The organism is Paraburkholderia sprentiae WSM5005, assembly GCF_001865575.2.
Classification (GTDB): domain Bacteria; phylum Pseudomonadota; class Gammaproteobacteria; order Burkholderiales; family Burkholderiaceae; genus Paraburkholderia; species Paraburkholderia sprentiae.
Window position 1 is genome coordinate 2,101,145 of the sequence record NZ_CP017562.2, and the last position, 18,463, is coordinate 2,119,607.

15 protein-coding genes and 1 pseudogene are annotated in these 18,463 nt (G+C 62.9%); 4 read left to right on the top strand and 12 right to left on the bottom strand.

The genetic code is table 11. The annotated features are described in order from the left end of the window. The first annotated feature begins 13 nt into the window (after positions 1 to 13). Positions 14 to 1,030 carry an ATP-grasp fold amidoligase family protein gene (locus BJG93_RS26240; protein WP_027195000.1) on the top strand — a complete coding sequence of 339 codons (1,017 nt, stop codon included), beginning with the start codon at positions 14 to 16 and terminating at the stop codon, positions 1,028 to 1,030. 51 nt (positions 1,031 to 1,081) lie between these two features. Here BJG93_RS26240 and BJG93_RS26245 read toward each other — a convergent pair whose 3' ends face one another. The 5 genes from BJG93_RS26245 to BJG93_RS26265 all read right to left on the bottom strand — a co-directional run bounded on the left by BJG93_RS26245 (position 1,082) and on the right by BJG93_RS26265 (position 7,083). Continuing rightward, complete coding sequence (locus BJG93_RS26245; RefSeq protein WP_034477922.1) at positions 1,082 to 1,798, bottom strand: substrate-binding domain-containing protein; 717 nt, start codon at positions 1,796 to 1,798, stop codon at positions 1,082 to 1,084. Between the two features lie 5 nt (positions 1,799 to 1,803). Next, positions 1,804 to 2,487 carry a 4-carboxy-4-hydroxy-2-oxoadipate aldolase/oxaloacetate decarboxylase gene (ligK, locus tag BJG93_RS26250; RefSeq protein ID WP_027195002.1) on the bottom strand — a complete coding sequence of 228 codons (684 nt, stop codon included), beginning with the start codon at positions 2,485 to 2,487 and terminating at the stop codon, positions 1,804 to 1,806. 2 nt (positions 2,488 to 2,489) lie between these two features. Beyond that, positions 2,490 to 3,515 carry an amidohydrolase family protein gene (locus BJG93_RS26255; RefSeq protein WP_027195003.1) on the bottom strand — a complete coding sequence of 342 codons (1,026 nt, stop codon included), beginning with the start codon at positions 3,513 to 3,515 and terminating at the stop codon, positions 2,490 to 2,492. 71 nt (positions 3,516 to 3,586) lie between these two features. Further along, entirely contained in the window at positions 3,587 to 4,945 is a 1,359-nt protein-coding gene (locus tag BJG93_RS26260; protein ID WP_027195004.1) for an MFS transporter, read from the bottom strand. 371 nt (positions 4,946 to 5,316) lie between these two features. After that, entirely contained in the window at positions 5,317 to 7,083 is a 1,767-nt protein-coding gene (locus BJG93_RS26265; RefSeq protein WP_027195005.1) for a tannase/feruloyl esterase family alpha/beta hydrolase, read from the bottom strand. A 976-nt stretch (positions 7,084 to 8,059) separates the two neighbouring features. Between BJG93_RS26265 and BJG93_RS26270 the strand changes: the two are divergent. Both BJG93_RS26270 and BJG93_RS26275 read left to right on the top strand, forming a co-directional pair. Beyond that, a pseudogene (locus tag BJG93_RS26270) lies at positions 8,060 to 8,793 on the top strand (porin). 162 nt (positions 8,794 to 8,955) lie between these two features. Beyond that, positions 8,956 to 9,357 (top strand): DUF3597 domain-containing protein, encoded by a 402-nt coding sequence (locus BJG93_RS26275; protein ID WP_027195006.1) that lies wholly within the window; start codon positions 8,956 to 8,958, stop codon positions 9,355 to 9,357. Positions 9,358 to 9,451: 94 nt separating this feature from the next. On the opposite strand, the gene BJG93_RS26280 is transcribed toward BJG93_RS26275, so the two are convergent. Together BJG93_RS26280 and BJG93_RS26285 are read right to left on the bottom strand one after the other, a co-directional pair. Then, the gene (locus BJG93_RS26280; protein ID WP_027195007.1) at positions 9,452 to 9,724 is read right to left on the bottom strand and encodes a hypothetical protein; all 273 of its coding nucleotides are present in this window, start codon (positions 9,722 to 9,724) and stop codon (positions 9,452 to 9,454) included. Between the two features lie 265 nt (positions 9,725 to 9,989). Next, a complete protein-coding gene (locus BJG93_RS26285) occupies positions 9,990 to 11,681 on the bottom strand; it encodes a Na/Pi cotransporter family protein (RefSeq protein ID WP_027195008.1) in 1,692 nt (563 codons plus the stop codon). A 377-nt stretch (positions 11,682 to 12,058) separates the two neighbouring features. Here BJG93_RS26285 and BJG93_RS26290 point away from each other — a divergent pair, with 377 nt between their 5' ends. Next, a complete protein-coding gene (locus BJG93_RS26290) occupies positions 12,059 to 12,799 on the top strand; it encodes a 3-ketoacyl-ACP reductase (RefSeq protein ID WP_027195009.1) in 741 nt (246 codons plus the stop codon). Positions 12,800 to 12,856: 57 nt separating this feature from the next. Here the strand turns inward: BJG93_RS26290 and BJG93_RS26295 are convergent, their stop codons facing one another. The 5 genes from BJG93_RS26295 to coxB are packed head-to-tail and all read right to left on the bottom strand — an operon-like array spanning position 12,857 to position 18,316. Beyond that, a complete protein-coding gene (locus BJG93_RS26295) occupies positions 12,857 to 14,212 on the bottom strand; it encodes a c-type cytochrome (protein ID WP_034478448.1) in 1,356 nt (451 codons plus the stop codon). Then, a complete protein-coding gene (locus tag BJG93_RS26300) occupies positions 14,212 to 14,628 on the bottom strand; it encodes a hypothetical protein (RefSeq protein ID WP_027195011.1) in 417 nt (138 codons plus the stop codon). The genes BJG93_RS26295 and BJG93_RS26300 overlap by 1 nt, the downstream gene beginning before the upstream one ends. Beyond that, entirely contained in the window at positions 14,625 to 15,266 is a 642-nt protein-coding gene (locus BJG93_RS26305) for a cytochrome c oxidase subunit 3 (protein WP_027195012.1), read from the bottom strand. The genes BJG93_RS26300 and BJG93_RS26305 overlap by 4 nt, the downstream gene beginning before the upstream one ends. A 1-nt stretch (position 15,267) precedes the next feature. Next, complete coding sequence (ctaD, locus tag BJG93_RS26310) at positions 15,268 to 17,265, bottom strand: cytochrome c oxidase subunit I (RefSeq protein WP_027195013.1); 1,998 nt, start codon at positions 17,263 to 17,265, stop codon at positions 15,268 to 15,270. A 28-nt stretch (positions 17,266 to 17,293) separates the two neighbouring features. Then, the gene (gene coxB, locus BJG93_RS26315; protein WP_027195014.1) at positions 17,294 to 18,316 is read right to left on the bottom strand and encodes a cytochrome c oxidase subunit II; all 1,023 of its coding nucleotides are present in this window, start codon (positions 18,314 to 18,316) and stop codon (positions 17,294 to 17,296) included. Positions 18,317 to 18,463: the final 147 nt, after the last annotated feature.

Sequence of the window (18,463 nt, forward strand, 5' to 3'; positions counted from 1 at the left end):
AAAGGATAACAACATGACGATCATAAAATCCGCCGAGCTGGCCACCAATGACACGGCCGTCACCCAGGACAACATGGCCGCCCTACGGAGCGGCGATATCGCCTCAGCTGCGCCCGGCGAACGGCCGGGGTTGCACGGCGGCGCGCATTCATTGCACCGGCAATCGCCCTCCACCGTAAGAAAGCTCAAGGAAGCGGCGAAAACGCTGTTGCCGGACGCCCTTTTTCTAAGCCTGTTACATCACAAATGCATTGGCCGCTATCCGAACCTGATTCGTCCCGTGACGTTCAATGAGAAGATCCTGCAGCGCAATCTTCATCCTGATCCGCGCTATATCGATCTGACCGACAAGCTGCTGGTGCGCGAATACGTTGCCCGCAAGATCGGCGACAAGCATTTGATACCGCTGATCGCAGCGCCCGATGCATTCACGCCTGACGTGTTCGATGCGCTCCCCGATGCTTTCGTGATGAAAGCCAATCACGGTAGCAGCTACGTCGAACTGGTGAGAAACAAATCGGAGACCTCGTTCGAGAAGCTGAAGAAGCTCGCCGACCAATGGCTGCGCGCCGAATTCTATTACGTAGGGCGCGAGCGGCACTATCGGCAGATCAAGGCACGCGTTTTCTTCGAGCAACTGCTGCTCGATCAGCGCGGCCAGATTCCGGCGGATTTCAAGCTGCACTGCTTCGGCGGCCGTCCCGGTCGGCCGATCATCTACATCCTCGTGATCTCGGATCGATTCGGTAACGCGACGCACGGCGACGTGTACGACATCGACTGGAATCACCTCGATATCGCGATCGGCGACTACAAGCGCAGCGCGGCGCCCGCTCCGCGCCCACGGCATCTACAGGCCGTACTCGACGTCGCGGCCCGCCTGTGCGAAGACTTCGACTACGTGCGCGTCGATCTGTATGCGCCGGACGATCGCGTTTATTTCGGCGAGCTGACGTTTACGCCCGGCGCGGGCGTGCTGCCCTTCACGCCAGACAGCGTCGATTACCAGTGGGGCAAGCTGCTCGCCTGAGCGGGCGCGCATTCGTAGATCGGTTCACCGCGCGGCGAGCGCCGGGAGCCATCAAGCCGGCGACATGCCGTTTTGCAGCTTAGCGCCGTCGGCCTCGCGCGATGCCAGAAACGCCAGCAGCGCCTGCGCCGCCTGACGCTGGCGCGCCGCCGTGCAGAGCGCGGCGGTGAAAGTCGTCATGAGCTGGACGGCGGCCGGGAGCTCGCCGAGCACGTCGATGCCCGGCACGTGAATCAATTCGCTCATCTGTTGAAAGCCAAGCGCCACTTCTCCGCGCGCGACGAGCCTGCCGACCGGTACGCCGGACGGCGCCCTCACGAGGCGTGACGCAATTTGCCCGGCGATGCCCCAGCGTTCGAACAGCTTCAGCAGATGCGTGCCGCTCGGCCCCGTCGAATAACCGATGCTGCGCGCACCGAGAATTGCGTCTCGCAGCGCCGCTTCGGTCGCGATGTCCGGGCGCGTTTCTCCGGCCGCGACCGCGACCGCGATGCCCGAGCGCGCCAACCCGACCCGGCTCGTCGCATCGACGCAGCCCGCCACCACGAGCCGCTCGATCGCGTCCGCCGCGAGCACGACGACATCGAATATTTCGTCATCCTCGACACGGCGCGCCGCTTCGACGCCGCCGACCGATTCGATCGCGACGCGCTGCCCGGTGCGCCGCTCGTATGACGCCGCGAGTTCGGCCAGCACCTCGCGCGTGGCCATCGACGAAATGCCGGTGATCGGCGCGCGCGCGGCTCGAGCGTTGAACACTGCCACCACGCCTGTCAGTCCTTGTAACGCAGCCCGGCCTGCTCGAGCGGCCCGCGCATGTTGTACATGTCGAGACCGAGCACGCCGCAGGCGAGTTTCGCGCGCTTCCCGGCTTCGTTGGCCTCGCGCGCCGCGGCCTTGTCCAACACCGCTTGCGCGGCGGCCGCCGGCACCACGACCACGCCATCGTCATCGGCGACGACGACGTCGCCCGGCGTAACGAGTGCGCCCGCGCAGACCACCGGAATATTCACCGAGCCGAGCGTCGCCTTGACCGTGCCCTTCGCTGAAATCGCCTTGCTCCAGACCGGGAAGTTCATTTCGGTCAGTACGCTGATGTCGCGCACGCCAGCGTCGATGATCAACGCATGCGCGCCGCGTGCCTTGAAGCTGGTTGCGAGCAAATCGCCAAAGTAACCGTCGGTGCTCTCCGCGGTGACGCCCGCGACAACGACGTCGCCGGGGCGGATCTGTTCGGCCGCGACGTGCAGCATCCAGTTGTCGCCCGGTTGCAGCAGCACCGTGACGGCCGTGCCGCTCGCGCGCGCGCCGGCGTAGATCGGCCGCATATATGGTTTGAGCAGGCCCGTGCGGCCCATCGCTTCGTGCACAGTGGCCGAACCGAGCGTGCCGAGTTTCGCGGCAACGTCCGCATCCGCGCGCTGGACGTTGCGATAGACGACTCCGATTTCATACATGGTTACAGCCCCTTCGCTTTCAGCAAAGTATCGAGACGCGGATAGACCCGCCGCGCATTACCTTCGTAGATCTTGTGACGCGCTTCTACGTCGACATGCGCCGCTTCGATATAGCGCTTCGTGTCGTCGAAATAGTGACCGGTTTCCGGATCGATGCCACGCACGGCGCCGATCATCTCACTCGCGAATAGGATGTTGTCCGCGGGGATCACGCGCGTGAGCAGATCGATGCCCGGCTGATGATAGACACAGGTGTCGAAAAACACGTTGTTCAGCAGATGGTCCTTCAGCAAGGGCTTTTTCAGTTCCTGCGCGAGGCCCCGGAAACGGCCCCAGTGATACGGCACCGCGCCGCCGCCGTGCGGAATCACGAAACGCAGCGTCGGGAAATCGCGGAACAGGTCCGAGGTCAGGCATTGCATGAACGCGGTGGTATCCGCATTCAGGTAGTGCGAACCCGTGGTGTGAAAGCACGCATTGCAGCTCGTGCTCACGTGAATCATCGCGGGAATGTCGTATTCGACCATCTTCTCGTAGATCGGGTACCAGTAGCGCTCCGACAGCGGCGGGCTGGTCCAGTGACCGCCCGACGGATCGGGATTCAGATTGATCGCGACATTGCCATACTGCTCGACGCATTTGACCAGTTCAGGAATACAGGTGGCGATATCGACACCCGGACTTTGCGGCAGCATCGCGGCCGGCACGAAGTTCTCGGGAAACAGCTGGCTTACGCGATAGCACAGTTCATTGCAGATCGCGGCCCACGTGCTCGAGATCTCGAAGTCGCCGACGTGGTGCGCCATAAAACTCGCGCGCGGACTGAAGATCGTCAGATCGAGGCCGCGCTCGCGCATCAGCTTCAACTGGTTGCGTTCGATCGACTCGCGCAGCTCGTCGTCGCTAATCTCCAATTCCGACACCATGGGCATTCCGGACGGATTTCCGATGCCTGCGATCTGGCGGTTGCGCCACGCCTCCAACGCTTTGGGCGCGGTGGTGTAGTGGCCGTGAATGTCGATGATCACCATGATTCCTCAGTAGATGAATTAGACCGGCGGCGCACGCCGAACGCTCGCGCGCCGCGTTCGTGCCTGCGTCAATGCGCGATATTCGGCTGCGCCACCGTTTCCTCGCCGGCTACGCGCTGGCTCACCAGGATGCCGATCGCGGCCAGGGTAGCGGGGATCGCGAGCATCGCCAGGATCGCGCCGAACTGCCAGCCGAGGCCGAGCAGCGCGCCGCCGATCGCCGAGCCGAAGATGCTGCCGAAGCGGCCCATGCCGAGCATCCAGCTCACACCGGTCGCCCGCGCAACGGTCGGGTAGCGGCCGGGCGCAAAGGCGTTCAGGCCGGTTTGCGCGCCGCTCATGCAGAAGCCCGCGGCAAACACGAGCAGTGCGAGCGACGACGACAGCGCGCCGATGTAGCCGAGCCCGAGCACGCACAGTGCGCCGCCGATATATGCGGCACTGATGACCGGCGCCGGACGTGCCTTGTCCATGATCCAGCCGACGAGGATCGCGCCGATCGTGCCGCCGATCTGGAACATCGCCGTGACGTTGGCCGCGGTCGTGACGGACAGGCCCGCATCCTTCATCAGCGTCGGCAGCCAGCCGGTCAGCAGATAGATCACGAGCAGACCCATGAAATACGTGACCCACAGCGCGATCGTCATCGAGCCATAACCTTGCGAGAACAGTACGCCGATCGGCTTGCGAGTCGGCAGCGGCGGTTCGTTCGACACGAACACTTCATTGCCCGCGAAGTGCGCGCCGCACACCCGGCCAAGCACTTTGCCGATGCGCTGCGCAGGCGCGCCGCGCACCGCGAGCAGACGGGCCGACTCAGGCAGCAGCCAGACCTGGAACGGAATCAGCACGAGCGGTAGCGCGCCGCCGAAAATCAGCACGGAGCGCCAGCCGTGAGTCGGAATCAGCCAGCCGGCTGCGAAGCCGATCAATGCGGAGCCGAGATTGAAGCCCGTGAACATCACGGTGATCAGCAGCGCGCGTTTGCGTTGCGGCGCGTACTCGGACAGCAGCGTCGTCGAGTTCGGCATGGCGGCGCCGAGGCCGATACCGCTCAGCAGACGCAGCGCCGCCATTGAAAACGGCGATTGCGTGAACGCAGTCGCGATCGTGAACACGCCGAACAGAAACACCGACGTGATCAGCACCCGCTTGCGGCCGATGCGGTCCGACGCGGGCCCCGCGAACAATGCGCCGATCACGAGACCGATCGGCGCCGCGCTCATGACGAGCCCGAATTCCGGGCGCGAAATCGCCCATTCATGAATGATGGACGGCGCGACGAAACCCATGATCGCGACGTCCATGCCGTCGGCGGTCACGATCAGAAAGCACAGCACGACCAATAGCCACTGGTAGGGCGAAATAGACCGTTCGTCGATGAACGCCTTGATATCGATCCTGTTACCGCGGGTAGTACTCGTCATCAGAAATCTCCTGTCTCCTTCATTGGTCTCGTCGCGCGCCCGAAGCGGGCTGCTCCGCAAACTACGTCGGCCCTGCAACCATCGTGACGATGGCTCCTTGCACGCGTTACTCAAGTTGCTGCCGTGACGGTACGTTTCGTCTTTCGCGCGCCAAAGCGCGGGTTAACCACAGGTCGAGGCGAGTATCCGCGTTTTCGCCGTTCCGCATAGCGCCGGCGAAGCTGGGGCGATTTGCGCAAAGGCCCGTTGGGCAAGAGCTCGAGCTAAATCCAAGGCCCTTGGGCGCGGGCTTGCCGAATCGCGCTTTGCGGGCACCGCGATAAACAGAACAGATGAGCCGGGAACGAACTCGCATGGAATGGCTACTCGGCTCAGGGTGCCGCGACACCGCGTGTCGTCGGCGTATAGGGCGCGTAGAAGCTCGAGCCGGCCCACGTACGCGACGATGCCGTGTAGAGCGGTGCGCCTTGCGTGTAGTTCGCGCCGTTGTGCCAGTCGCCCGAACCGGTGTACTTCGCGACCGCCGGGTAGGGATAGACCGGGCGCGACGCCGTCACGTTGCTCGATGAATCGGTCTGATACGTCATCACGGAAGTCGGCACCTTGGCTTCTTCGACCCAACCGGTGATCTTCGACACGAGGTCGATATTCGGGTTGCCTTCGCCACCGCCGCAGTGACCGACACCCGGCACCAGATACAGACGCGCGAACTGGTCGACGGCAGACGCGCCCATCGCGTTCTGCATCGCCTCGTAGTACTGGATCGTGAACAGCGGCGAGATGTGCTGGTCAGCCCAGCCGTGCCACAGGATCAGCTTGCCGCCGGCAGCATTGAACGCGGACAGGTCCGGGCTCGTCGCGTCGATGAACGAATGGTTCGCCTTCAGGTAAGTCGTGTAGAAGCTGGCGTCCTGATAGCCGAAGGTGTCGATGGTGGGCATTGTCGGCGAGCCGGTGAAGATCAGGTTGTATGCGCCCGTCACGATCGAATAGCTGAACAGCTTCGTCACCGAAACCGGTGCATCCGTCGAGTTCGTCGCCGGCACTTCGACGCCGATCCAGTTCGCTTCGGAGCCATACAGCGGCGAACCCGCCAGCATGTACTCGCCGGTCGTCGCATCGGTCGGGCCGTTGTAGATCGCCTTCGCGGTCGTGACTTCAGCAGTGGTCAGGCAGTTGCTGGTGCTCGTCGCGCCGCTCGCGCACTGGATCGTCGCAGGGTCGAAATGGCAGGTACGCGGATCGGCGATCAGGCCGTCGGCCGCACCGCTGCCGCCGCCGCATGCAGCAGCGACGGCTTTGTGCAGCAGCGTGGCCTTGTCGGCATACAAAATCGCATTGCCGGCGCTGGTGCCGGTCGTGCTCTGCGACTTCACGCTCCAGCCGTGATACAGCGAGTTCTGGATCTGGAAGTGCGCGGCCGGTGCGCCCGCGACGATACCGTTGTAGTCGGTCGGGTAGCGTTGGGCGGCCATCAGCGCTTCGCGGCCACCGTCCGAGCAGCCGATGAAGTACGAGTACTTCTGCGTCTGTCCGTAATAAGCCCTGATCAGCTTTTTCGCGGCTAGCGTCGTGATGTGCTGGCCGCGATACGCGAAGTCGGCCTGCTTTTGCGGGTCCGTCGTCCAGCTCGAATCCTGGCCTGTGTGACCCATGTCGGTCGCCGCCGTCACGAAGCCGCCTTGCTGCACCAGCGGGCACTGATACGAGAAGCTGAACGAGCTTTGCTGGGTCGGATCGCTCAGGTTGCCGCACAAACCGCCGCAACCGAGTTCCGCGAAACGCTGCGTCCATGTGCTGACCGGCAGCGCGACTTCGAATGCATTCGACGGAGCGAGCGTGCCCTTAACGGTACAGAACGCGACCGTCGCGCCGTTGACCGTTGCGTTGGTCACGCTCGCCGAGCTAATCGAACTGCCCGCACCGCCGATGTCGGTGATATCGATCGAAGTGAGCTTCGAGCAATCGACGACGGGCTGAACGACCGACAGCGGCGTGTAGGTGAGCGCGCCGCCGCTGCTTCCGCCGCCGCATGCGGCGACGATCGCGGCAGTCGCGCAAACCGCGATCAACGTCAGCACAGAAACGCTGCGCGCCTTGATACCCGACAGCAACTTCAGGGATTGCAGCGTTCTCATATTTGTTCTCCTGCGTGGTTGTCGCGGTCCGCTACTGGACCGGTGCGTGTGCTCGCGATGCGCATCACGCATTCGCGATGAGCGACGCATGTCTTCACCTTCATGGATTCACATCTCCTCTTTTTAGTACTTCGGCGCTCAGAAACGTCTTCGTCGCGAAGTTAGCCAGACGGTGAATGACAAGAAATCGCGGGTTAACCACAAGGATCAGCGATATCGGCGGCTCTCCGATACGCCGGCTCGTCGATCCAGACGATGCTCGGCACCCGCTCGAGCCGATGACACAAGGACTGACGCACAGCGACGCGAGCCGACTCGACCGTGCGTCGACATCTTGAGCGACCGCCCGCCATAACTTTTTTAGATGCGAAAAGAAACAGATTGAAATGCATTGGATCGCGATGAGTCGCGCCGAGATTTTCGAGTACTTCTGTAATCCCCTTGCAACGACAACCCGATCATCCGTGCGTGGGCTCATGTAGAGAAGAACGAGACGTCGATCGCGGGTAGTGCCATGTTGTGGCGTGAACCAACCGCTATGTCCGCTCGCTTTGCGAATCAACGCAAAGAGCCTTCTGTTTTGCTTATCGGCCCGTCGTCGTGATCATTGCAATTCTTTCGCCTTTTATTCTTTTTGCGTGGCGACTAGTAAACGTCGCGTTGATCCGACGCAAACATAAAACTTTTTACTTTCAATGAACTACGACACATACCAGGAAATGATGCAATCAGCGCGCCGCTGTTCGAGTTCGCGTAAACCCCGCGATGGCTGACAGCCTACTGTTCGATCAGTTGCGCTTTTCGGAGCGGCCGCGCCACTTCCTCATGAACATCGCGCCGACTATATTGAGCCCCGTTCACCGGTGCCCGGCTTGTTTTGCATCACGAAGACCAACTGAGACCTTCGTGATCCACCAAGGCGGCACAGCTATACGGCTTCGTTTGGCAAAACTAAATATAAAAGGAGATCGTTTCGATGAAGAAGACGCAGATCGCGCTCGCCGTTCTCGCGAGTACCTTGATGTCGACTGCGGCGCATGCGCAAAGCAGCGTCACGCTCTTCGGCCTCATGGATACCGGAGTGACGTATGTGAGCAACCAGGGAGGCAAAAGCAACGTCAAGATGGATGACGGCGTCAACGGCCCGAACCTGTGGGGCATCAGAGGTTCGGAAGATCTCGGTGGTGGCACCAAGGCCATTTTCGAACTCGTGAACCAGTACCAGTTGAACAACGGGCAATTCCCTATGCGGCGAATTCTTTCGGCGCCAACGCCGCCTATACGAACGTGAAGTACTACACCGCGGGCTCGCCGCAGGTCAGCGTGCGCAACTGGGGTCTCGGCGCGCACTACCGATTCGGCGCGTGGTTCACCAACGCGCTGTTCACGACCGTGCACAACTCGGCGAATGGCGGCTCGGTCTATGAAGGCTCGGTCGGTGCGCAGTACCGGTTCACACCGGCGCTGGCCACGGGCGCGTCGTATATGTACATGAAGGGCAATTCGGTCGTCGACAATAATCATGCTCACCAGCTCGCGGCGATCGTCGACTACTCGCTGTCGAAGCGGACCAGTGTTTATCTGATGGGTCTCTATCAGCGCGCAAGCTCGGGCGGCTTCGCGCAGATCAACGGCATGAACAGCGCGAACGGCGCGTCGAGCGGCCAGATCCAGGCGATCGCACGCGTCGGCTTGCATACGCACTTCTGATTCGACAAGTATTCGCGAATGGCCTGAAGGGTGAAGCCGCCCTTCAGGTCACGTTTGACAAAATATTACGTTTTTCACCGCGGTACATCGCGTAGCATAGTAGGGCTATGTCCTGCGAGTGCCCCCACTCGCATTCGTCATTCAACCGCGGAGATTTCGGAAATGAGTATTTTTGGTGACATCGTGCACAAGCTGTTCGGCAAAGCGAAGCCGGACCAACCTGCCCCCGCGACGGAGCCGACCCCCGACCCGGCCGCCGCACAAGCCGCGACGCCCAATGCTCCCGCTGCGCCTGCACCGCTGACCGACGTCGACGTGGCCGCCGTGATGGATCAACTCGTCAGCGAAAGCGGACAGACGTTGAACTGGCGCACGTCGATTGTCGACACGATGAAAGCGCTCGGCGTCGACAGCAGTCTCGACCACCGCAAGCAACTTGCGCAGGAATTGAAGTACAGCGGCGACATGAACGACTCGGCGAGCATGAACATCTGGCTGCACAAGCAGGTGATGCAGGCGCTCGCGGCAAACGGCGGCAAGCTGCCGCCCGATCTGGCAAGTTAAGCAGGACGAAGCAGGCGTTTCGCTGTGAGCGAAGCGCCGTCAACCCACGTGTCGAAACGTGGGTGACGGAACACATTGCGATGCAATCACGCGGCTATTGGGCCGCAGTGAGCTTGAGTCCCGGCCGCAACGGCTGGGGAGGCTCTTGAGGCGCCTTGCGTTCGTCCGATACCTGTTCGATGCCCTTTCTCGTGACCTCTTCGAGAAAGGTCAGCCGAGCCCGGTAGTAATCGGCACGCAGATGTGCGTCGAGCACGAGCTGTTCGGCCTGAAACAGTTCCATGCGCAAGTTGTTCAGCGCGCGTTCGGCCTGTTTCTCGGGAGTAGGAGCATGTTGTGAAGCCCAGTTAGCAAGCCACCTGATCATCGTGAATCCCTCCTTGAGTTCAGTGCTCTGCTGCGAAACAGGCTATCAAATTCCGGACGCGATGTGTGTTAATTCACTACCGATACCACAATGCGCGCGAAGCGAAAAAAAGCCCGCACAGCAGGCGGGCAATCCCACTCTCCGTGAAAGCCTGTCACGAGGATGACACGTAGAAACTTTAGCGCTCGCGCAACGCGAACGTCCGTGTGCTGGCGATCACTTCCGCGTGAATCTATCGATCGATGATCCCGGCGCCCGATAGAAGCTACTGAAACGCCGCGACGTTTTTCGCAATGGCCCGCGCAAACTGCGCGATCTGCCGGCCCTGCTCGATCAGGTCCATGGCCACCCGGAACGTGACCACGTCCGCTTTGTCCGCCAGCTGAAGCTTCGCGAGCACGACCTGCCGCGCGGTCGCGGCGAGTTTGTCGATGCCGGCTTTCGCGTCGATCACCCGCGCGATCGCCTCCGGATCGGGCGCCTGGATCGTGCCGATCGCCTGCTCGAGATTGCGAAGGACCGCCTCGGAAAACTGCGTGGTCGCCGCATCGCGCAGGCGCAGCAGGTCGATCTGCTGCGCCATTCGCTGCTGCACGACCGTCATCAACGTGGTGCCGACAATGCCGCTGATGCTCTCCAGATGGCTCGTGACCTGCGTATAGCCGACGATCTGCTGACCTTCGTCCTCCGAGTGCTGCCCCTGCGATAAGCGGCCGATATATTGAAGAATCTCGAAGGCGAGCCGGTCGCTTTCCTTGTCCTGATCGAGCATCTGATTGATCTCTTCCATCGTGCCGGTCGACACCATCTGCGAGCCGCGTTGCACGACCTCGAGCACCTGCGCGCCGAGCCGCGTCAATTCGATACGCACGCGTTGCAGTCCGAGCGCCGGCACCGTCAACGACGACTCGTCGAGATACCGCGGGTCGCCCGCGGGTTGGGCCGGCTTCGCTCGTTTCGGCACGACCCATTGCGCGAGCCGCGCGATCGGGCCGGTAAACCAGATCAGCAGCAGCGTGTTCGCCACACTGAAAAGCGTATGCACGTTGGCGACCTGGCGCGGCGCCTCGGCCGACAGCCGCGCGAGACCTTGCAGTTCCGGATGCGACGGCGATATCCAGCGCACGAACTCCGCCATCTGCGGAATGAGCAATAGCGCGATCACTACGCCAAGCACATTGAACACCAGATGCACGACGCCAACCTGCACCGCCTCCGGCGGCTTACCGATCGAGGCGAGCAACGCGGTGCCGCAGGTGCCGACATTCGCGCCGAGAATCAGCGTGATGGCGGCTTCGAGCGGCATCAAGCCCTGGCCGCTCAACGCAATGACGATCGCGAGCGTCGCCGCCGAGCTTTGCACGATCGCGGTGAAGACCGCTCCCACGAAGACGCCGACGAGCGGATTGCGCATGTCCTGCATCGCGTCGATGAACGGCTGGTACGTGCGCAGCGGATGCGTAGCCTCCCCCATCAGCTGAATGCCCATGAACAGCAGCCCTAGCCCCATCACGACCCGGCCGATCTCCCGCAGCAGCTCGCGCGGACCGAACGCGTGCAGCACGAAGCCGATCGCCAGCATGAATGGCGTCAGACGCGAAACGTCGAAGGCGATGATCTGCGCGGTGATGGTCGAGCCGATGTTCGCGCCCATGATCATCGGCACCGCCTGGGCCAGCGTCATCAGGCCGGCGGACACGAAGCCGACCATCAGTACCGTCGTGATGGTCGACGAGTTCAGCAGCGCGGTCACCACGGCGCCCGCCACCACGCCGCGAAACCGGTTCGCGGTCAGCACGCCGATCAGCGACTGCAGTCTCGATCCCGCGATCGCCTTCAGGCCGCCGGTCAGGAACTCCAGACCGAGAAGAAACAGCGCGAGGCCGCCGATCAACAGCCCGAAGATCCCGACGAAGTTCAATCCGCCGGGATCGATGTCAGCAAGATAATCAGTCATCCCGATGTGCCTCTGATGATCACGCAAATAGACGCAGGAACGATGGACGGCTATGCGCCCCGAATCGGCGATCGTGCAGGCAGTCTCTTGCACTGTGTCCGGGGCACCTACTTAAGGCCAACGCCAAGGGTAAGAGGAAGACGGCGCGCAGGCAAGGACAGCAGGCCGGCCGGCGGGATCGGGCCGCGCGGAGTTCGCAAAGCGCTCATGCCGCAATCAACGCAAATCATTGCGCCGTCAAGCAACGATTCCACCCTCCTGATTCGGCAGTTAACCCCTAGGTGAAAATGCCCATCGTGCCGCTCGTTGGCGGCTGCCAATAATAGCTTCATCCTCCAATCAAATTCGCTCCAACTCACGCTAAACAAGGAGGACTTATGGCAAATCGAATTGCATATGTAACCGGCGGGATGGGTGGTATCGGAACCGCCATCTGCCAGCGCTTGCATAAAGAGAACTACACCGTCATCGCGGGCTGCGGCCCGAACTCGACGCGCAAAGCCCGATGGCTGGAAGAACAGAAAGCGCTCGGCTACAACTTCGTCGCATCGGAAGGTAACGTCGCCGATTGGGAATCCACCACGAAAGCGTTCGAGAAGGTCAAGAATGAGGTCGGTGAAGTCGACGTGCTCGTCAACAACGCGGGCATCACGCGCGACGGCATGTTCCGCAAGATGACGTACGAAGACTGGCAAGCGGTGATCGACACCAATCTCACGAGCCTGTTCAACGTGACCAAGCAGGTCATCGAGGGCATGGTCGAACGAGGCTTTGGGCGCATTGTCAATATCTCGTCGGTCAACGGTCAGAAAGGCCAGTTCGGGCAAACCAACTACTCCACGGCCAAGGCCGGCATTCACGGCTTCACGATGTCGCTCGCGCAGGAAGTGGCCACCAAGAACGTGACCGTCAACACCGTGTCGCCGGGCTACATCGGCACCGACATGGTCAAGGCCATCCGCCCGGAGGTGCTGGAAAAAATCGTCGCGACGATTCCGGTGCGGCGTCTCGGCACGCCGGATGAAATCGCGTCGATCGTCGCGTGGATCGCGTCCGATGAGGCGGGCTTTGCGACCGGGGCGGATTTCTCGCTGAACGGCGGTCTGCACATGGGCTAACGGGAACGGCGCCGCGTGGGATGCGGCGCAACCCCGCATAACCAGGCCAGTCGGCGCTTATTTATGCAATGCGTCGCGCACGCTCGACACGTCGTTTCGCGTCACCGGTCGAGCCGTATTTCCCCATGTATTTCGAACAAACGTGAGCACGCGCGCCATTTCGGTATCCGTCAGCTTGCCGGCGAAAGACGGCATCTTGCGCGGCTTCGGTCCCGACTCGGTATGAGGACTGCTCCCCCCTTCGACCAGCAAGCGCACCAGTGACACGCTCGACGCCGACAACACCGCGGGGTTGCCCGCGAGGCGCGGATACTTTTGCGGCACCCCGGCCCCATCCATCTGATGACAGCGCGCGCAATATGACGCGTAAATGCCCGCGCCGGGTCTTTCGACATCCCCCGTTTTCAGCGCCTGCACGGTTTGTTGCGCGGCGCTCGAGCGCGCATTGAAATAGCCGCTTGGCGCGCGTGGCGGCAGGCTCTTCAGATACGCGGCGATCGCGGCGAGATCGTCGTCGTTCAGGTACTGCGTGCTGTCTTCGACGACTTGCACCATGCTGCCGAACGGGATGAGTCCGTCACCGTGGCCGTTTCGAAGGAACGCGACGATGTCGGTCGCGGAACTGCGGCCGAGCCCCGAGCCCTCGTCGCCGGTCAGGTTCGCCGCGAACCAGTGATCGTTGGTGCCCCCGGTCAGATAGGCCGACGCCGACCCGTCATAGCCGCGCTCTTCATAGCCGGGTCCGCGCGGCGTGTGGCAGGCGCCGCAATGGCCGAGCGATTGCACCAGATACGCGCCGCGATTCCATTGCGCATCGCGTTTCGGATCGGCTTTGAACTGGCTTTTCGGCGCGAACACCCAGTCCCAGAACATCAACACCCAGCGCTGGTTGAACGGAAACGGCAAGCGCGTTGGCGGGGCCGGCACGGCGACCGGCTGCACGCCGTGCATGAAGTACGCATACAGCGCGTGCATGTCGTCATCGGTAATCTTCGCGAACGACGGGTACGGCATCGCCGGATAAAGCCGCTTGCCACCGGGCGCAATGCCTTCGCGCACCGCGCGCGCGAAGTCGTCATAGCTATAACGGCCGATGCCGTATTGCGGGTCTGGCGTGATGTTCGACGTATAGATGGTGCCGAACGGTGATCCGATGCCGAGGCCCCCCGCAAACGGCGGCGTAGCGACTGGCGCCGCGCCCGGATGCGCGACGCGAGGCGCGGCCGTGTGGCAGCCGGCGCAATCGGCGGCTTTGGCGAGGTATGCGCCGCGCGCGACCTGCGCGGCGTCCGTGGATGCGCTTGCGGTGTTCGCGGTGGCGTCGCCCGCGGCCGCGTTTGCCGTCGCGGTTATCGCCAGCGCGCATGCGGCGGCGATCGCGAAGCTGACCGAGTGGAACAGGTCGTGCTTCATCACCACCACCTGCACGGCGACACGATCGCGATCGCGATGTCCGTGGCGATCAATGCGAACAGAAACAGCGCGCTGCACATCACCGCGACGCGCGTCAGAAACCAGTCGAGTTCGGCACGCGTGCGGCGCTCGCGGTTCAGCGCGCCCAGTTGCAGCGGCCCGACGCGGCGAAGATTGCGCCACGCGAGCCACGTGCCGAAGGCGCCCGCGATCAGACACAGCGCGCCGAGCGCGACGATCGCAGGACGCATCCACGGCACCAGCGGTGCGCCGAGCGGATGGTTGTACGGATAGCAGGCCTGTGCGGCGAGCGTTTCCGCGAACATCATCTGCAACATCCACGCGAACGGCGCCGCGAACAGACCGATCAGCACGTAAGGCATCGAGATGCGCGAGTCCCTGTGCACCGTCGTCATGACCACTCCCGGAACAGATAGGGCGTGAGATAGAGCGTGCTGAAAATGAACAGCCACACGACATCGACGAAGTGCCAATACAGCCCGCCGATCGACAGCGCCGCGCAGCGCTTGTCGTCGAAATAGCCGAGCGCGGTCCAGATCAGCAAAAGCGTCAGCACGACGATGCCGACCAGCACGTGCGCCATATGAAAGCCGGTAATCGTGAAGTACAACGAGCCATAGAGATGCGAGGTCAGGCCATACGGATGGTTGTGCCATTCGCGCAACTGGATGCCCATGAAGATGCACCCCAGCACGATGCCGACCGCCATCGACGCGACACCCAGCCGCAACCGCCGCCGACGCACGCAGCGCTCGCAGAACCAGACGAACACGCTGCTCGATAGCAGAATGATCGTATTCGCGCCGCCGAGCCCGAGCTTGGGCAAGCCCTCGGGCGGCCAATGCTGCTGGCTCTGCGACGCCAGATACAGATACGAGAAGATCAGATAGCCGAACAGCGCCCCTTCGGTCGTAATCAGCGTGAAGCAGCCCCACCAGCCGCTCGATCGCTCGCCCGCGCTGCCGACCGGCAACGGACGCGTGGTTTCGTCCGGTTCGCTCGACGAGCGATTCAGATCCAGCGCATCGCTCATGTCAGCCTCCCGCATCCTCGACCGCGACCGGCTCGCGCTGGATCAGCGCGCGCTCGGGCCACAGCCACGCGATGATCGAGACCGCGCAGCCGGCCAGCATCGCACCCACGAAAACCCAGGCGGTCAACGCCAGCCCCGCGAACAGCAGCGCGGCGAAGACCGCGAGCCAGAACGGCGCGTACGAATCTTCGGGCATCTTCAGGATCACGTCGGGACTCGCCTCGAGTGCGGTCGTGCCCAGCGCTTCTCGACCTTGCGCGAGCAGATAGCCTTCGTCGAGCTGCGAGCGCGTCTGATTCGCGGCGCCCGGCTCCTCGATTCGGCCCTCCCACAGCGGGTGCCGGCTCGCGAGCGTCGGCACCACCGCGAAGTTATACGGCGGCGGCGGCGAGCTGACCGACCATTCGAGCGTCGGCGCATCCCACGGATTATTGCCGGCGAGCTTGCCGCGTTTCAGGCTCACCGCGATATCGATCAGAAACAGCAGCACGCCGGCCGCAAACACGAACGAACCGAGCGACGTGACGAGATTCACCGTGTTCCAGCCCATGTCGGCGGGATATGTGTACATGCGGCGCGGCATGCCGAGCAGCCCCGCGATATGCATCGGGAAGAACGCGACGTTGAAGCCGATGAACAGCACCCAGAACGCGAGCTTGCCGAGACGCTCGTTCGTCATCTTGCCGGTGAATTTCGGAAACCAGAAGTAGATGCCGCCGATCACCGGAAACACGTTGATGCCGAGCAGCACATAGTGCAGATGCGCCACGACGAAATACGTGTCGGTGAGTTGCCAGTCGAACGGCACGGCGGCCGTCATTACGCCGGAGACACCGCCGATCACGAACAGCAGCACGAAGCCCGCGAAAAACAGGAACGGCACGCGATACACGGGCCGGCCGGTCCAGATCGTCGCCACCCAGGCGAACGTCGCGACCGCGCTCGGCACCGCGATGATCATGCTGGCCGAGCCGAAGAACGACAACGCAAGCGCGGGGATACCGGTCGCGAACATATGGTGAATCCACACGGCAAAGCCGATCACCATCGTCGCGACCGTCGCCAACGCGACCGGCCCATACCCCACCAGCGGCCGGCGGCAAAAGACCGGCAAAGCGTCCGACACGATCCCCATGGCCGGCAACACGACCACGTAGACCCACGGGTGCGCGAAAATCCAGAACAGGTGCTGCCATAGCAAGGGCCGCCCGCTATTGAGCACGTCAAAGAAATGCGTGCCGATGCGGCGGTCCATCCACAGCATCAGAAACGCGAGGCTCACCGACGGCACCGCCAGCAGATTGCCGCCCGACGCGGTCAGCGTGCCCCACACCAGCACCGGCACGCGATCGAGCGACATGCCCGGCGCGCGCATCCTCAGCAGCGTGACGACGAAGTTCATCGCGCCGACCGTCGTGGAAATGCCGAGCAGCACCATGCCGAGCGCGTACACGTCGATGTTCGGGCCGTTGCTGTACTCGAGGCCTGACAGCGGCACGTAGTTGAACCAGCCCGCGTCCGGCGCCTGGCCGGTCGGAAAACTCGCATACAGGAAGATGCCGGCGAACAGGAACACCCAGTACGACAGCGCGTTCAAGCGCGGAAAAGCCATGTCGCGCGCGCCGAGCACGAGCGGCCAGAGATAGTTCGAGAAGCCCGACAGAACAGGCAGTGCGTACAGAAAGATCATCGTCAGTCCGTGCATCGTGAACAGTTGGTTGTACTGTTCAGGCGTGAGCACCGTCGCGTTGGGACGCGCGAGTTGGATGCGCATGATCAGCGCTTCGACGCCGCCCATCAGCAGAAACACGAATGCGGTCACGAGGTAGCGCAGGCCGATGGTCTTGTGGTCGACCGTCGAGAACCAGCCGCGCCAGCCGGGTCGCGACTCCCAGATTTCGCGCAGGCGCTTTTCCTGCTCGCTGCCGGGCACCACGCGGCCGCGCCGCGGCGTGCGGGTCAGTGCGGGCATCGAAGAGGAAGCGGGATGATCGGACATTGAACGGGCTCCTCGATTGCTGTGCGCTTCAATGCAGCGTCGCGAGATACGCCGACAACGCGGCGGCCTCGCGCGTGGTCAGCGCGATACTGGGCATCAATGCGTCGGGTTTGATCCGCTGCGCGTGCTCGATCCAGTCGAGCAGATGGTCGGGTGTATTGCTCAGTGCGCCCGCCGCGATCATGCGACGCGAGCCGAGATGCGTCAGATCGGGCGCCTGCAGGCCGGTGGCCTTGGTGCCGCGAATCGTGTGGCAACCCGCGCAGCGCTCTTCGAACAGATGCTGGCCCGCCGACACCGCTGCGTCCGCCGTGGGCACGCTGGCCGCGCGTCCCTGTGCGTCGCGCCAGGCGTTGAACGCGGCGGCGTCCTGCGCGATCACTTCGAATGCCATATGCGCGTGCTGCGCGCCGCAGAACTGCGAGCATTGCCCACGATAAATGCCTGGACCGTCCGCCTGAATCCACTGCTCGTTGGTTTGCCCGGGAATCGCTTCCGTCTTGCCCGCGAGTTGCGGCACCCAGAACGCGTGCACGACGTCCGCGCTTTTGAGCTGAATCTTCACTGGCTCACCGACCGGAATATGAATCTCGTTCGCGGTCGTGAAGTTGCGGGCCGGATTCGGATCGCCGCTGTAATCGGCTCTCCACCACCAGTCGTAAGCGGTCACCGTGATCGTCAAGTGTGGATACGACGCCGGCGACGCGACCGATTCGAGCGTGATGAGTGCATACGTCAGCATCGCCAGCAGCACGACCGACGACACGGCGGTGCCGATGAACACCCAGCGGATGCCGCCCGGCTCGGCGCTCAGCGCGTCCGGTTGCGCCGCGGGACGCTTGCGGACCATCGCGCCGATCAACAGGCCGGCGACGATCAGCGTGACCAGTATGACGATCGCGGTGAAGACCCAGCCCAGGTACAGCGTCGGACGGGCCGCCGGGCCTGCCGCGTGCAGAAAGTAGTTCAGCGGCGCCACCGGGTTCGCGTGGGCGGCGTGCGCGGAAGCGACAGCCAGCGCTGGTAACCACGTGACGCTGCCGCGCGTGATGCGCCGCCTTGACGTTCCGGATGCTGCCGCTGCTGTCACTGAGGACCCCGCTGATCGTGATGAGCTTTCAACACGCGTCGTCTCCTGCGACCGAAGCGACGCCCAAGCAGGTCAGCAAAAATCAGGCCGCGAATAGCGCGGGTGCGG

Bases quoted from the DNA above. Each gene is read 5' to 3' on its own strand.
- BJG93_RS26240 (WP_027195000.1), top strand. From the start codon at position 14: ATGACGATCATAAAATCCGCCGAGCTGGCCACCAATGACACGGCCGTC.
- ligK (WP_027195002.1), bottom strand. From the start codon at position 2,487: ATGTATGAAATCGGAGTCGTCTATCGCAACGTCCAGCGCGCGGATGCG.
- BJG93_RS26260 (WP_027195004.1), bottom strand. From the start codon at position 4,945: ATGACGAGTACTACCCGCGGTAACAGGATCGATATCAAGGCGTTCATC.
- BJG93_RS26265 (WP_027195005.1), bottom strand. From the start codon at position 7,083: ATGAGAACGCTGCAATCCCTGAAGTTGCTGTCGGGTATCAAGGCGCGC.
- BJG93_RS26275 (WP_027195006.1), top strand. From the start codon at position 8,956: ATGAGTATTTTTGGTGACATCGTGCACAAGCTGTTCGGCAAAGCGAAG.
- BJG93_RS26280 (WP_027195007.1), bottom strand. From the start codon at position 9,724: ATGATCAGGTGGCTTGCTAACTGGGCTTCACAACATGCTCCTACTCCC.
- BJG93_RS26285 (WP_027195008.1), bottom strand. From the start codon at position 11,681: ATGACTGATTATCTTGCTGACATCGATCCCGGCGGATTGAACTTCGTC.
- BJG93_RS26290 (WP_027195009.1), top strand. From the start codon at position 12,059: ATGGCAAATCGAATTGCATATGTAACCGGCGGGATGGGTGGTATCGGA.
- BJG93_RS26295 (WP_034478448.1), bottom strand. From the start codon at position 14,212: ATGAAGCACGACCTGTTCCACTCGGTCAGCTTCGCGATCGCCGCCGCA.
- BJG93_RS26300 (WP_027195011.1), bottom strand. From the start codon at position 14,628: ATGACGACGGTGCACAGGGACTCGCGCATCTCGATGCCTTACGTGCTG.
- BJG93_RS26305 (WP_027195012.1), bottom strand. From the start codon at position 15,266: ATGAGCGATGCGCTGGATCTGAATCGCTCGTCGAGCGAACCGGACGAA.
- ctaD (WP_027195013.1), bottom strand. From the start codon at position 17,265: ATGTCCGATCATCCCGCTTCCTCTTCGATGCCCGCACTGACCCGCACG.